The sequence below is a fragment of the Burkholderia sp. CpTa8-5 genome (genome assembly GCF_017815045.1).
Classification (GTDB): Bacteria; Pseudomonadota; Gammaproteobacteria; order Burkholderiales; family Burkholderiaceae; genus Burkholderia; species Burkholderia sola.
The window spans coordinates 13,533-26,997 of sequence record NZ_JAGIQD010000005.1 but is presented as its reverse complement, the minus strand read 5'-3'; the positions used below and the strand labels follow the sequence as shown (position 1 = coordinate 26,997).

The 13,465-nt window shown below is 68.9% G+C and carries 13 protein-coding genes; 7 read left to right on the top strand and 6 right to left on the bottom strand.

Annotated features, from left to right (window positions below; genetic code table 11):
* The first annotated feature begins 21 nt into the window (after positions 1–21).
* Both J8I35_RS09945 and J8I35_RS09940 read left to right on the top strand, forming a co-directional pair.
* On the top strand, positions 22–570 hold the full coding sequence (locus tag J8I35_RS09945; RefSeq protein WP_209925183.1) for a hypothetical protein: 549 nt from the start codon (positions 22–24) through the stop codon (positions 568–570).
* 51 nt (positions 571–621) lie between these two features.
* Positions 622–1,245 (top strand): DUF4142 domain-containing protein, encoded by a 624-nt coding sequence (locus tag J8I35_RS09940; RefSeq protein ID WP_209925181.1) that lies wholly within the window; start codon positions 622–624, stop codon positions 1,243–1,245.
* A 31-nt stretch (positions 1,246–1,276) separates the two neighbouring features.
* On the opposite strand, the gene J8I35_RS09935 is transcribed toward J8I35_RS09940, so the two are convergent.
* From J8I35_RS09935 to J8I35_RS09925, 3 genes are all read right to left on the bottom strand, one after another.
* Positions 1,277–1,780: a PRC-barrel domain-containing protein gene (locus J8I35_RS09935; protein WP_050011057.1), complete on the bottom strand. Its 504-nt coding sequence runs from the start codon at positions 1,778–1,780 to the stop codon at positions 1,277–1,279.
* Between the two features lie 99 nt (positions 1,781–1,879).
* Positions 1,880–2,311, bottom strand: a complete 432-nt coding sequence (locus J8I35_RS09930; RefSeq protein ID WP_209925180.1) for a CBS domain-containing protein — start codon at positions 2,309–2,311, stop codon at positions 1,880–1,882.
* Positions 2,312–2,684: 373 nt separating this feature from the next.
* Positions 2,685–2,933 (bottom strand): hypothetical protein, encoded by a 249-nt coding sequence (locus tag J8I35_RS09925; protein WP_089489373.1) that lies wholly within the window; start codon positions 2,931–2,933, stop codon positions 2,685–2,687.
* 121 nt (positions 2,934–3,054) lie between these two features.
* Between J8I35_RS09925 and J8I35_RS09920 the strand changes: the two genes are divergently transcribed.
* The 5 genes from J8I35_RS09920 (at position 3,055) to J8I35_RS09900 (ending at position 9,140) form a co-directional block, all read left to right on the top strand.
* Positions 3,055–3,354 carry a hypothetical protein gene (locus tag J8I35_RS09920; RefSeq protein WP_050011058.1) on the top strand — a complete coding sequence of 100 codons (300 nt, stop codon included), beginning with the start codon at positions 3,055–3,057 and terminating at the stop codon, positions 3,352–3,354.
* A gap of 303 nt (positions 3,355–3,657) precedes the next feature.
* The gene (locus J8I35_RS09915; RefSeq protein WP_041492268.1) at positions 3,658–3,969 is read left to right on the top strand and encodes a hypothetical protein; all 312 of its coding nucleotides are present in this window, start codon (positions 3,658–3,660) and stop codon (positions 3,967–3,969) included.
* Positions 3,970–4,172: 203 nt separating this feature from the next.
* Positions 4,173–5,054: a MipA/OmpV family protein gene (locus J8I35_RS09910; RefSeq protein ID WP_124554268.1), complete on the top strand. Its 882-nt coding sequence runs from the start codon at positions 4,173–4,175 to the stop codon at positions 5,052–5,054.
* Between the two features lie 94 nt (positions 5,055–5,148).
* Positions 5,149–6,843, top strand: a complete 1,695-nt coding sequence (locus tag J8I35_RS09905) for a VRR-NUC domain-containing protein (protein ID WP_209925179.1) — start codon at positions 5,149–5,151, stop codon at positions 6,841–6,843.
* A complete protein-coding gene (locus tag J8I35_RS09900) occupies positions 6,840–9,140 on the top strand; it encodes an ATP-dependent DNA helicase (RefSeq protein ID WP_209925178.1) in 2,301 nt (766 codons plus the stop codon). Before J8I35_RS09905 ends, J8I35_RS09900 begins: the two co-directional genes overlap by 4 nt.
* Positions 9,141–9,155: 15 nt before the next feature.
* Here J8I35_RS09900 and J8I35_RS09895 read toward each other — a convergent pair whose 3' ends face one another.
* The 3 genes from J8I35_RS09895 to shiA form a co-directional block, all read right to left on the bottom strand.
* Entirely contained in the window at positions 9,156–9,929 is a 774-nt protein-coding gene (locus J8I35_RS09895) for an IclR family transcriptional regulator C-terminal domain-containing protein (protein ID WP_050011062.1), read from the bottom strand.
* Positions 9,930–10,311: 382 nt separating this feature from the next.
* Positions 10,312–11,613 carry a UDP-N-acetylglucosamine 1-carboxyvinyltransferase gene (locus J8I35_RS09890; RefSeq protein ID WP_124554271.1) on the bottom strand — a complete coding sequence of 434 codons (1,302 nt, stop codon included), beginning with the start codon at positions 11,611–11,613 and terminating at the stop codon, positions 10,312–10,314.
* A gap of 231 nt (positions 11,614–11,844) precedes the next feature.
* Complete coding sequence (gene shiA / locus J8I35_RS09885; RefSeq protein ID WP_089489376.1) at positions 11,845–13,152, bottom strand: shikimate transporter; 1,308 nt, start codon at positions 13,150–13,152, stop codon at positions 11,845–11,847.
* Positions 13,153–13,465: the final 313 nt, after the last annotated feature.

Sequence of the window (13,465 nt, the reverse complement as noted above, 5' to 3'; positions counted from 1 at the left end):
TCACCGGGCAGGAGGTTCGACATGGACACCATCATCGCGGGCCGCTTCTCGCGGCTCGAACAGGCGGAACGCTGCGCGGAGCAGTTGCGCGGCCACGCGATCCATCGGGACGACGTGAAGGTCTTCTTTCTCAATCCGCCCGGGCAGCACGCGCTGTTCTGGCTCGGCGGCGACGTCTATGCGGACTCCGCCGCGCGGCCCGGCGGCCTCGGCGCGCTGGAAGGCGTGGCCGTCGGCGCGGTCGTCGGGCTCGCCGGGGCCGCGCTGCTGTATCTCGGCGGCCTTCATTCGCCGCTCGCGTGGATCGGCGTGCCGCTCGTGGGCGGCTATGTCGGCGCGTTGTGCGGCGCGCTCGGCAAGATGCGCGGCGATGCGCCGGAGGGGCATGGCGCGTTGAAGCAATGCGAAAACGGCGTCGTGCTGGCCGCGCATGTGACGCGGCGCACGATCACGTTCGCGGAGCGGACGATGCTCGCGGCCGGCGCGCTGTCGGTGGAGCGCACCGAGGGTGCATGGCACCACGGCGCGTGGACCGATTTCTTCACGTCGTCGGCCCATCGTCCCGCGTGACGGCAAGCCGCGCGGCCGGCCCGCTCCGTCGTTCCACACGGGAGGCCCCGGATGACGAAAACGACCCGAATCGAGCAACGCACGCGTCGGCGGCTGGGCAGCGTGCTGACCGCCATCGCCGGTGTCCTGGCGTGCGCGGCTTCGCACGCGCAGACGCCGGCTTCGTCCGCCCGGGTCGCACCGGGCGTCATCCTCCCCGGCCCGACCGCCGACGAGCCCGGCATGACGCAGCGGCCAACCGGCATCGACGCCGAGTTCGTCGACAAGGCCGGCATGATCGGCAAGGTGGAACGGCAGGCCGGCCAGCTCGCGCTCGATCGCTCGTCGAACGCGGACGTGAAGGCCTTCGCGCGCCGGATGGTCGACGATCACGCGCGTATCGCGGACGAACTGCGGCACCTTGGCGCGCAAAAGGGCGTGCCGGTCCAGACGCGTATGCTCGTGGACCCGGCCGTGACGGCATTGCGGGCGAAGAACGGGCGCGCGTTCGATACGGCGTATGTGGCGCTGGCCGGCCCACACGCGCACGAAGCGGCGGTCCGGCTTTACGAAGCCGAGGCGAAAGAGGGCCGCGACGCGCAGCTACGCGCATTCGCGGCCCGCACGCTGCCCACGCTGAACGCGCATCTGGGCGCCGCGCGGCAACTCGCGAAGGCGGTGGCCACCGCGCAGTGACCGGCTTTCGGGCGGACAGTTCGGATAGCGTTCAGTGCTGCCGCGTCCCGTCTTCCGGGCCGCCCGGCGACGCCTCGTACGGCGGCGAATCGAGCGCCGTTTCGCCTTCCTCGATCAGCCAGTACGGCGAACGGCCGTAATACGCATGCAGCGCTTCGGCCCACTCGGGGTCGGCCATCGTCGGCCAGCGGCTCTTGTCGAAGCCGGGCGCCTCGCGCACACGTGCAGTGTCGACGGGCAGCACGAAGCATTCGCGTTCGGCATCGAGAACGAGCGCGTTCCACGGCACCGCGAGCAGCTTGTCGCCGATCCCGAGCAGACCGCCGGACGACACGACCGCATACGCGATCCGCCCGGTGCGCACGTCGAGCATGATGTGGGCGATCTTGCCGATGTCGTCGCCGTCCATCGTCAGCACGCGATCGCCTTCGAGCGTGCGGGCGGCCATCACGTCGGGTCCCGGCCCGCCGGCGGCCGTACGCGGATTCGCGCCGACGATGCGCGCGGCGTCGCGCGACGGTTTGTCCGTTGTCATCGAAAACCTCCTGGTCGAAGCGGCAGCCCGGCCCGCGCGCAGACTCGTTGCGCGGGTAGTGCGCCGGGGCGGCAGGCCGCGGGATGATCGGGGCGTCGGTCAGCGGCGGCGCGGCAACGAGACGTCCTCGAGCGTATTGGCCAGCTCGTCGCGCGCCGGTCCGCCCGCGCGCGTGGCGATGTCGCCGAGCGACACCATGCCGACGAGCTTCCGGCTGCGGTCGAGCACCGGCAAGCGGTGCAGCTGCACGTCGGCCATCCGCTGTTGAACGTCGCCGACGCCGTCGTCCTCGACGCACCACTGCACGGGCCTGGACGCGACCGCCTGTACCGGCGTATCGGGCGAATGGCCGTGCGACAACGCCCGCACCGCGAGGTCGCGATCGGTCACGATCGCGATGAGTTCGGCGCCGTCGCAAACGGGCAGCACGCCGATATCGAAGCGCTGCATCAATTCGGCCGCATGGCGAATCGTGTCGGTCGGCGCGACGCACACTACGTCGCGCGACATGATCTCGTTGACGCGATACATGAACGCCTCCTTCGTGATCGGGACGATACGGGAGCACCGCTTGTGCCACGCGCGCGGCGCGTACACCGGAGCCAAGCCCCGTTCACGCTGATAACGCACCTGCACCGGGCTTGCCGGGCGACGGAGGAATTTGCCAGCGCGCTTGTACATCTTCCACGGCGGCAGCCGCGGCCTGGCGACGGGGGCGTCAGTGACCGATGCCCGTCATCGTGACGATTGCCAGCACCACCGCGCTTTCGATCGCGGCGAGCGCCGCCACGCCGGCCGCGCCACTGATTTCATGCCATCTGCGTTCAAGGACTTTCATCGGATCGCTCCTGATTCGAGCCGACGCGGGGCTGCGCTGCCACGCAACGCGCGCCGGCTGCCGCCGTCAGCCGTGATCGCGGGGCGGGGAAGGGACGTGCGGCGCGCGACGTTCGCGCTCGCCGGACGGCTTGGTGGGGTCGATACGCGTCGCACCGCCGACGGCGGGCGGATCGCTGGCCGGAAACGTCTCCTCGAGCCCTTCGTCGATGCGCTCCTCCGTCTTGTCTTCAGACGGCGGACGCGACGAGGCGAGCCGGAGCAGTCCGGCAGCCGGTGACACGGCGTCGCGGCGGCCGGTGGAGTATACGGTCATGGTCGAACCTCCTTGTCGATGAGAAGCCGCAAGCGCCGTACCCGCGGCAGCCGGGGGCACGGCGTTTGCAAGCCGGCGGAACCAGCCGGCACGCGTCCGGGATGGACGAGAGGACATCGTGATGAATGCAGCCAGGGAAAGAATACGTTACGACGCGAACGTATGCGGTGGCGATTTCGGCCATGTGCGCGAGCGTTTCGATACGTGGAAACGCGAATCTCGGCTCTATCGGCCGGAGCGGCGCATGTTCGACGGCAAGGACGAGGTGCGCGAACTGAACGACACCGTTTACGACGGCCCGGAACGCGCGCAGCAGGCACTCGTCGCGCAATGCGAACCGTCCGATCCGTTCGCGCTCGCCGTGCAGCTGACCGCCGAGGGGCGCACGATGTGGCTCGTCATGGCGGCGTACGACGCGTGAGCCGACCGGCCAAGGGGCGCGACAGCAGGCACGCCGCTTGCGAGGGCTCGCCTCGCCATTGAACGGCGCGCGCCGCCGCGCAGGAGTGACATGAACACGCCATCCATGCTGCACCGCCCCGAACCGACGACACCCGACGTCGACCCGGATCCGCCGCCGCCCGGGCACGACGACCCGGTCGATCCGCCCGTGCCCGACGGGCTGCCGCAAGGCGATCCGCCGTCGAACCCGCCGCCGATGCGGATGCCGGGCGGACGCCGTGCGCCACGACCGGCCACGCGAACATTGAAAAGGAGGACCGTCATGGACATTCACGTGCAATCGCCAGACAAGCGCGCGATCGCTCAGGTACTGGGCCGCTATTTCGAATCGCGTTCGCTCCGCTATCACATCGAGGAATTGCCGGGCGGCGTGCTGCAGATCGGCTTTCGCGCGAGCGGCCGTCCGGTCGCCGTCACCGTTTCGTTCGACGATGCCGCCTACGACACCTACACGCACTGGGACGCGAGCCAGAAGCAGCTCGCGCTCGGCCGGCTCGCCGACGGCTTCTCGCGAATGATGTCGACCCGCAGTCCGGCCGCGCTCGCCGGCGACTATCACGTCGAGCGTTTCTGATTCCGCAATCGTCCGCCGGCTCGTGCCGGCTTCCGGCAAAGTGCCCGCCCACAACGGGCGCTTTGCGTCTGCGCGCGCGTCGCGTAGGATGTCCGTTAATTCAGCGCATGCTACGTTCGCGCCGCAGGCTGCCTGCCGTTGCAGCCGATGAAGCGCGACGCGCTTTCCCTCAGGTTCGTTTCGTGCAACCGACGGAGACCGCCTTGACCACTGTTGCTCGCCTGTTGCTGTCCACCGGCGTACGCCGGTTCGTATCCGGCCTGTCGGCATTCGCGGCGCTCGCCGCCGCCGGCGCCCGCGACGCGTCGGCCCAGACGCCTTCGCCGCTCGGCGAATGGCAATACACGGCGGGTGTACCGCTCCAGAAACTCTTCGATCCGAACATCCCCACGTGGCAGGTGAGCGTCGGCGCCGCGATGACGCTGCAGCCGCGCTACGCGGGCTCCGACCGCTATCGCGTGATGGGCGGCCCGAATTTCGACATCCGCTATCGCGACCTGTTCTTCCTGTCGACGGGCGAGGGCCTCGGCGCGAACGTGCTGCGCGGGCCGAACTGGCGCGTGAGTTTGTCGGTCGGCTATGACCTCGGGCGTCGGTCGGCCGACGATCTCGGTCACCTGAACGGTCTCGACAACATCAACGCGGCGCCCGTGATGAAGCTCGCGGCCGACTACGTGGTCTCGAAGGATTTCCCGCTCGTGCTGCGCGCGGACATCCGGCGCAGCATCGGCGGGTCGAACGGCTGGACCGGCGATTTCTCCGCGTACATGCCGATGCCCGGCAGCAACGAGCACTTCTTCTGGTTCGCGGGGCCGACCGTGACGTTCGCCGATTCCCGCTACATGAACAGCTGGTTCGGCGTGAACCAGGGCGCGGCTGCGCGCTCCGGGCTGCCGGCCTATTCGTCGGGGGCCGGGATCAAGTCGGCCGGCGTGGGCATGACGATGGTGTGGTTCGTGAACAAGCACTGGTTCGTCACGGTGGACGGCGCGCTCGAGCAGCTCGTCGGCCGCGCGGCGCGCAGCCCGATCACGCAGCAGTCGACCAACGGCGTGTTCGACATGTCGGTGAATTACCAGTTCTGACCGGCCGGGCAGCGCAAGGGCGATGCCGCGTGCGGCATTGCCCGTCATATTTGATATGATTGCGACCTGTACAAATGTACAGTAATCGATCCCCGTGACGCCTGCCTCGCCGACGCCTCCGGCGTTTTACTACCTGACCAATTTCGAACGCGCGCTGGCCTGGCTCGGCGAGCGTTACGACGACCTGTTCGACGCGCACGAGCATGCGTTCGTCCGGCAGTTCGCGACGCTGCCGCAGGCGTCGCGCGCGCTGCTCGTGCGGATGCTGATGCGCAACGGGTCCGATTTCCGCGCGACCAAGCTCGTGTACGACGAGATCGGCTGCACGCTCGACGCCGCCGCGCCGCTCGTCGCGCTCGGCTGGGTCGATCCGGCGCCGGCGCTCACGCTCGACGAGCTGTTCGCGCTGTCCACCAAGGCCGATCTGCTGCGCATCTTCCCGGCGCTCGCCGCGCATGCGGGCGAGCGCAAGGCCGACTGGCTCGACCGGCTGCGGCCCGCGCACGACGTCGCGCAACCGTTCGACGCGTGGTGCGCGCAGCCCGGCGATCGGGTGTTACGGGTGACGGTCGGCGCGCTGTGCGACCGGCTGCGGCTGATGTTCTTCGGCAATCTGCATCAGGACTGGAGCGAATTCGTGCTCGCCGATCTCGGCGTGTTCCAGTACGAAAGCGTGCCGATCGCGCCATCGTCGCGCGCGTTCCAGCAGCGCGGCGACGTCGACGCGTATCTCGCGCTACAGATGTGCCGCGACGCACTCGATGCATGGCCCGACGATCTGCCGTTCGACGACCTGATCCGCGCGCTGGATGCAGTCGACTGCGCGCAACCGTGGCTCGCGACGCGCCGCGCGAAGTTGCTGTTCGCGCTCGGCCAGGCATGCGAACGCCGTGCCGACTGGTGCGCCGCACTCGACGCATACGCGCGCAGCGCGTGGCCCGGCAGCCGCCACCGGCGAATCCGCGTGCTCGAACGCTGCGGGCGCGACGACGACGCGCTCGCGCTGGCGCTCGACGCCCGCGGCGGCTTCGAGAGCGACGAGGAGCGTCAGCGCGTCGAACGCATGCTGCCGCGCCTGCAGCGCCGTGCCGGCCAGCGCGTCGAACGCGCGACCGCTGCCGCGGACGTGCCGCGCGAGACGCTCGTGCTTGCGCGTCCCGACGCGTCCATCAGCGTCGAATTCGCGGTGCGCGACCATCTGGCGCAGCCGGCTTCGCCGGTCCACTACGTCGAAAACACGCTGATCAATTCGCTGTTCGGACTGCTGTGCTGGGAGCCCGTGTTCGCGGCCGTGCCCGGCGCATTCTTTCACCCGTTCCAGCGCGGCCCGGCCGACTTGCACGCACCCGATTTCGCCGTGCGCCGCGCGGCGGCCTTCGACGCCTGCTTCGCGCAGCTCGATTCGGGCGCGTACCGCGACACGATCCGCCGGCATTTCGCGACGAAGGCCGGGCTGCAGTCGCCGTTCGTGTTCTGGGGCGTGCTGACCGACGCGCTGCTCGACGAAGCGCTCGCCTGCCTGCCGCCCGAGCACCTGCGGCTGTGGTTCACGCGCCTGCTCGCGGATATCCGCAGCAACCGGTCCGGCTTGCCCGATCTCGTCCGCTTCTGGCCCGACGAGCGCCGCTACGAGCTGATCGAGGTGAAGGGCCCCGGCGACCGGCTGCAGGACAACCAGACGCGCTGGCTCGCGTACTGCCTCGCCCACCGGATGCCGGTGCGCGTCGTCGACGTCGAATGGGCCGGCGACGACGTCGCGCACGCCGAGGCGGCGGGGTTGTCCGCATGAGCTACGTGGTCGCGGTGCGGGCGATGTGCGAGTTCACCGCGCGGCGCGGCGATCTCGACCTGCGCTTCACGCCCGCGCCGACCGCGCTCGAAGGCATCGCCGGCCACGGCGCGGTCACGTCGAAGCGCGGCGCGCGCTACGAAACCGAGATCGCGCTGACGGGCACGTGGGGCACGCTCACCGTGCGCGGCCGCGCCGACGGCTACGATCCGGTGGCGAACCGGCTCGAGGAAATCAAGACCTATCGCGGCAGCCTCGACGCGATGCCGACCAACCATCGCGCGCTGCACTGGGCGCAGGCGAAGGTCTATGCGCACCTGATGTGCGACGCGCGCGACCTCGAGGCAATCGACGTCGCGCTCGTGTATTTCGACATCGTGTCCGAGCGCGAGACGGTGCTGACGGAAACGCTGGATGCCGCCACGCTCGCGACGTTCTTCGCCGAGCAGTGCGCGTGCTTCGTCGGCTGGGCCGAACGCGAGACGGCCCACCGCGCCGCGCGCGATGCGGCGCTGCGCGCGCTCGCGTTCCCGCACGGGCAGTTCCGCAGCGGCCAGCGCGAGCTGGCGGTGGCCGTCTATCGCGCGGCGCGCAACGAACACTGCCTGATGGCGCAGGCGCCGACCGGCATCGGCAAGACGCTCGGCACCGTGTTCCCGCTGCTGAAGGCATGCGGCGAGGGCGAGCTCGACCATGTATTTTTCCTGACCGCGAAAACGCCCGGCCGCGCGCTCGCGCTCGAAGCGGCGACGACGCTCGGCGCCGGCACGCCCGCGCTGCCGTTGCGCGTGCTGGAACTCGTCGCGCGCGACAAGGCGTGCGAGCATCCGGACCTCGCGTGCCACGGCGAATCGTGCCCGCTCGCGAAAGGCTTCTACGACCGGCTGCCGGCCGCGCGCGACGCGGCGATCGAGGCCGGGCTGCTCGATCGCGATACCGTGCGCGCCGCCGCGCTCGCGCACGACGTCTGTCCGTACTACCTGGCGCAGGAACTCGCGCGCTGGTCGGACATGATGATCGGCGACTACAACTACTACTACGACGGCAGCGCGATGCTGCACACGCTCGCGCAGCAGAACCAGTGGCGCGTCGGCGTGCTCGTCGACGAAGCGCACAACCTGCTCGACCGCGCCCGCAAGATGTACAGCGCGTCGCTCGATCCGTTCGCGTTCGCGGCCGCGCGCGAAGCCGCGCCGGCCGCGTTGCGCAAGGCATTCGACCGGCTCGCCCGCGCGTGGGGCACGCTCAATCGCGCGCAGGCCGAGCGCTATGCGGCTTATCCAGACGTGCCGGGCCCGATCGTGTCGGCCGTGCAGAACCTCGTCGCGGCGATCGGCGAACACCTGACCGACGCGCCGCGCGCGAACGGCGACGCGCTGCTGCGTTTTCATTTCGAGGCGATCCAGTTCGGCGTGCTGGCCGAGGCGTTCGACAGCGCGTCGATCTTCGACGCGACGCTGCAGGGCGAACCGATGCCGCGGCAGCCGGCGCTCGACGGCGTCGCGACGGCCGGCCGTCGGCGCCGCGTCCAGTCGACGCTGTGCGTGCGCAACGTGATCCCTGCCGGTTTCCTCGCGCCGCGCTACGAAGCCGCGCGTGCGACCGTGCTGTTCTCGGGCACGCTGAGCCCGTTCCATTTCTATCGCGACACGCTGGGGTTGCCCGGCGATACGGGCTGGCTCGACGTCGACGGGCCGTTCCGCGCCGAGCAGCTGACGGTGCGCGTCGCGAGCCACGTGTCGACGCGCTGGCGCGACCGCGGTCGTTCGCTCGAACCGATCGCCGACCTGATCGCCGCCCAATACGCGGCACGGCCCGGCAACTATCTCGGCTTCCTGAGCAGCTTCGACTACCTCGGGCGCGTGGTCGCGCTGATGCAGACGCGCCATCCGGACGTCCCCGTGTGGGCGCAGGCGCCCGGCATGGCCGAAAGCGAGCGCGACGCGTTTCTCGCGCGCTTCGACGCGGGCGGACGCGGCGTCGGCTTCGCGGTGCTGGGCGGGGCGTTCTCGGAAGGCGTCGACCTGGTCGGCGAGCGGCTGATCGGCGCGTTCATCGCGACGCTCGGGCTGCCGCAGGTCAACGACATCAACGAGCAGATGCGGCGCGCGATGGACGCGCGCTTCGGCAACGGTTACGACTACATGTACCTGTATCCGGGGCTGCAGAAGGTCGTGCAGGCGGCCGGGCGCGTGATCCGCACCGAGCAAGACGAGGGCGTCGTGCATCTGATCGACGACCGTTACCGACGGCGCGAAGTGCGCAACTTGCTGCCGCGGTGGTGGCGGATCGGGTGACGGCGGCGTCGGTCGCTACAGCACGTTGAGCATCGCGAGCGCGGCTTCCTGCAGATGCGGCAGCACACGTCGCACGGCCGCGTCGGTTGTCTCCGCGCCGATCGGCATGTTCGTGCTCAGCGCGGCGACGACTTCGCCGTGACGGTTTTTCAGCGGCACCGCGATCCCGCGAACGCCGACCTGCAGTTGCTGCTCGATCGCCGCGTAGCCGGCGTCGCGCGCATGGTCGACCTGTTCGAGCAGCCGCGCCTTGTTGGTGATCGTGTGCGGCGTGAACGGCGGCAGCTCGGTCTCGTCGAGCCACGCGCGCACGGCTTCGCGATCGGGATGATGGGCGAGCAGCACGACGCCGGGCGACGTCAGCGGCGCCGGCACGCGCGCGCCGAGCACGAAACCCGTCGTCATCACGCGCGACACGCCGTTGCGGGCGATGAACACGAGCTCCCAGCCGTCGAGCACGCTGACGTACGCCGATTCGTTCAGCGACGCGCTCAGTTGCTGCAGATAAGGCTGGACCGTGCGCGGCAGCCGCGCCGAATCGAAGTACGACCAGCCGACCCGCAGCACGCGCGGCGTGAGGCCGTACAGCTTGCCGTCGGTGTACACGTAGCCGAGCGATTCGAGCGTCAACAGGTAGCGCCGCGCGGCCGTGCGCGTGAGGCCCGTGCGTGCGGCGGCCTGCGTGGGCGTCATGCGCGCGTGCTGGCTGTCGAAAGCCTCCAGGATCATCAGGCCTTTTTCGAGGCCGGCAATCCAGTCGCGTCGGTCGAGTTCGGGCTTTTTCGTCATCACGGATGGGCTATGGCGCGCGGTGTTCGCGCAGGAGTGGGCGATTATCGCGCGACTGGTGGGGGAACGGGAGATCGGTTGATCCGCGATCCTTGCCCGCCGGATAGGGGCTCACGTTTCGGCAATTGGACAGGTCTGAATCTGGTTTTCCGCGAGCGGGAAAAGGCCGACGGGTCGCGGAAGTAGACGTTCCGACGATGCATCGCCAGGCTGGCGCAGACTGCGGGAAGAAGCGTGAAGCAGCACGCAGTGTGCTGACGTGAATAGATGGCGGCCGATGGCAGAGCGCTGCGCGGCCGCGCATGGAAGCGACCGATACGGCATGAAAAGCGCGAGAACCGGATGCGACGCGACCGTTACGCGCGCCGCATCCGTCATGACTTTACTCGCTACTCGTCCACTCGACGTTCGCGCCCACCGAACGCAGGTTTTCGACGAAATGCGGATGCGCGCGGCGAATCGGCAGCGCGTTCATGATTTCCGAACGGCCTTCGATGCTCGCGGCCACCATCAGCAGCGCGATCGCGACGCGAATGATGTACGGGCTCTCGACGCGCGCCGGCGTCAGTTGCAGCCCGCCGAACGTGATCAGCCGGTGCGGATCGGACAGCAGCACGTGCGCGCCGAACTTCGACAGTTCGCCGGACCAGCCGAGCGCGCCGTCGTAGACCTTGTTCCAGAACATCGCGCTGCCTTCCGCACGCACGCCGAGCGCGATGAAGATCGGCAGCAGGTCGACCGGCAGGTACGGCCACGGCGCGGCCTCGACCTTGGTCAGGATGTTCTGCGTGAACGGCCGGCGCACGCGCAGCGGGCCGTCGCGTTCCGCGCGCGACCAGCCGTCGCGGTGCGTGACGGTGACGCCGAATTTCGCGAACGTGCGGTCGATCAGCGGGAAATGCTCGGGCGACGAATTGCGCACCGTGATGTCGCCGCCGGTGATCGCGCCGAGCGCGAGGAACGTCGCGATTTCATGGAAGTCCTCGGCGAAGCGGAACTCGCCGCCGCCGAGCTTGCCGCCGCCCGTCACGCAAAGCCGCGACGTGCCGATGCCCTCGATCGCGACGCCGATCATCGCGAGGAACTGGCTGAACTCCTGCACGTGCGGCTCGGAGGCCGCGTTCATCAGCGTCGACGTGCCGTTCGCGGCCGTCGCGCACAGCGCGAAGTTCTCGGTGGTCGTCACTGACGCGTAGTCGAGCCAGTGATCGTTGGCCGTCAGCGGGCCGTCGGTACGAACGATCAGCGAATCGGGCGTGCGTTCGATGTGCGCGCCGAAACGTTCGAACACCTCGACGTGCGGATCGATCTCGCGCACGCCGAGCGTGCAGCCTTTCACGTCGTTCTCGAGGCGCGCGACACCGAAGCGTGCGAGCAGCGGCGGAATCAGCATGATCGACGAACGCATCGCCTCGGGCAGCCGATGGACGGCCGGATCGAACGTCGTGTTGCGATGGTGAAGCTCGAGCAGGCCCGTCGTGAAATCGACCGACACGTCGCTGCCGAGCGTGCGGAAGATATCGAGAATCTTGCGCACGTCGGTGATGTCCGGCACGCCGACGAGACGCAGCGGCTGATCGGTCAACAGGGTGGCGCACAGAATCGGCAGGACGGCGTTCTTGTTCGCGGACGGCTTGATGTCCCCGCGCAGCGGAGTGCCGCCGTGGACGATGAGATTCGACATGATATGGGGGCGTATCGGTGACTGACGTAGGCCCATATGATGCCATTGGTCGGCACGCGGCGTGGAATGTTCGGAGGGGGAAAAGGGGAATCGGCGCGCGTAACTGACAGTGTTTGACGTCGCGCCCGCGATGTAGCAGGTCGAATTGCAGCAGATCGAATGTCGGCCGGCATGGCCGCATGACCGGCCGCTTGGCCGACCGTGAATCGGGTCGGCCATCCGGTCAGGCGATCATTGCGCCGCCCGCATCCGCGCGGCGACCACCAGCGAGATCAGGCAGCCGGCCGCCAGATAGCCGGCCACGAGGTGCCACGAACCGCCGGCCACGCTGACGAGCCCGACCGCGATGAACGGCGTGAACCCGCCGCCGACGACGCTCGCGAACTGATAGCCGACGCCCGCGCCGCTGTAGCGATATTCGGCGCCGAACAGCTCGGTGAACAGCGGCTGCTGGACGCTCACGACCATGTCGTGCGCGGCGTTCGCCAGCAGGATCGAGAAGATCACGATCCACGCGATCGAGCGCGACTCCAGCGCGACGAAGAACGGCACCGCGGACGCAAGGCCGATCAGCGCGCCGATCAGGTAGATGCGGCGCAGGCCGTAGCGATCGGCCAGCCACGCGAAGCAGGGGATCGTCACGCAGCTCACCGCGCCGACCAGCAGGCCGATGTTCAGGAACAGGTCGCGCGACATGCCGAGGTTCGTCGTCGAATAGCTGAGCGCGAACGCGGTGACGATGTACATCGTGAACAGTTCGGCGAGCCGCAGCGCGACGATCAGCAGGAACGCCTTCGGGTGGCGCGTCAGCGCTTCCAGCACCGGCAGGCGCAGCTTGCGGTTGCCGTGCTCGACCTTGTCGACGAACTCCTGCGATTCGTCCATGTTCTTGCGCACCCAGAGCCCGATCAGCACCAGCACGATGCTGAACACGAACGGCAGGCGCCAGCCCCACGACTTGAACGCGGCCTCGCCGAGCGTATGGCTCAGGATCGAGACGATGCCGGTGGCCAGCACGAGCCCGACGCCGTAGCCGACCTGCACGCCGCTGCTGTAGAACGCCTTCTTCTGCTTCGGCGCGCTCTCGACGGCCATCAGCGCCGCGCCGCCCCATTCGCCGCCGACCGCGAAACCCTGGATCGCGCGCATCAGCACCAGCAGCACGGGCGCCCACCAGCCGATCGTCGCGAACGTCGGCAGCAGGCCGATCGCGACCGTCGACAGCCCCATCAGCATCACGGTCAGCACGAGCATCCGCTTGCGGCCGAGCCGGTCGCCGTAGTGGCCGAAAACGATGCCGCCGAGCGGCCGGAACAGGAAGCCGACGCCGAAGGTGGCGAACGCCGCAAGCGTGCCCATCGTCGGGCTGACTTTCGGGAAAAACTCGGAATTGAATACCAGCGCGGCGACGATTCCATACAGCAGGAAGTCGTACCAGTCGACGACGGCGCCGACGAAGCTGCCGATCGCGGCCTTGCGGGCCTGGCTGCGTGCACGCGCGCCGGCGGCGGCGTCGAGGGTGTCGAAGGTAGGGGTCATGGCGGTGTCTCCTGGCACGGCGCATCGTGGAATCGTGGCGGCGCCGCGTCCGATGCTGCATTGAAGTCGATGGGTGAACGGAGAATAGGGCGCGCGCCGCACGGCGGCAATTGGCCAATCGGATAATGTGCGCGATTATCGTTCAATTTCGTGCGATTATCGAACGATTTTCGGGTTTGCACTAGGCGGCGTGTCGATATCCCGTTCGGCCGGGGTGTGCCGCCGTGAACGATCTGGTTAAAATCTGCAGCATCGACAACTCGCCCGTCCGGGGCGGAAGTGCGGCCGCCACATCGGCCGCGCATGCCGCACG

Excerpts from the sequence above, each read along its gene's own strand:
- shiA (WP_089489376.1), bottom strand. The coding sequence starts at position 13,152 with ATGACCCCTACCTTCGACACCCTCGACGCCGCCGCCGGCGCGCGTGCA.
- J8I35_RS09900 (WP_209925178.1), top strand. The coding sequence starts at position 6,840 with ATGAGCTACGTGGTCGCGGTGCGGGCGATGTGCGAGTTCACCGCGCGG.
- J8I35_RS09945 (WP_209925183.1), top strand. The coding sequence starts at position 22 with ATGGACACCATCATCGCGGGCCGCTTCTCGCGGCTCGAACAGGCGGAA.
- J8I35_RS09920 (WP_050011058.1), top strand. The coding sequence starts at position 3,055 with ATGAATGCAGCCAGGGAAAGAATACGTTACGACGCGAACGTATGCGGT.
- J8I35_RS09930 (WP_209925180.1), bottom strand. The coding sequence starts at position 2,311 with ATGTATCGCGTCAACGAGATCATGTCGCGCGACGTAGTGTGCGTCGCG.
- J8I35_RS09895 (WP_050011062.1), bottom strand. The coding sequence starts at position 9,929 with ATGACGAAAAAGCCCGAACTCGACCGACGCGACTGGATTGCCGGCCTC.
- J8I35_RS09935 (WP_050011057.1), bottom strand. The coding sequence starts at position 1,780 with ATGACAACGGACAAACCGTCGCGCGACGCCGCGCGCATCGTCGGCGCG.
- J8I35_RS09925 (WP_089489373.1), bottom strand. The coding sequence starts at position 2,933 with ATGACCGTATACTCCACCGGCCGCCGCGACGCCGTGTCACCGGCTGCC.
- J8I35_RS09890 (WP_124554271.1), bottom strand. The coding sequence starts at position 11,613 with ATGTCGAATCTCATCGTCCACGGCGGCACTCCGCTGCGCGGGGACATC.
- J8I35_RS09940 (WP_209925181.1), top strand. The coding sequence starts at position 622 with ATGACGAAAACGACCCGAATCGAGCAACGCACGCGTCGGCGGCTGGGC.
- J8I35_RS09915 (WP_041492268.1), top strand. The coding sequence starts at position 3,658 with ATGGACATTCACGTGCAATCGCCAGACAAGCGCGCGATCGCTCAGGTA.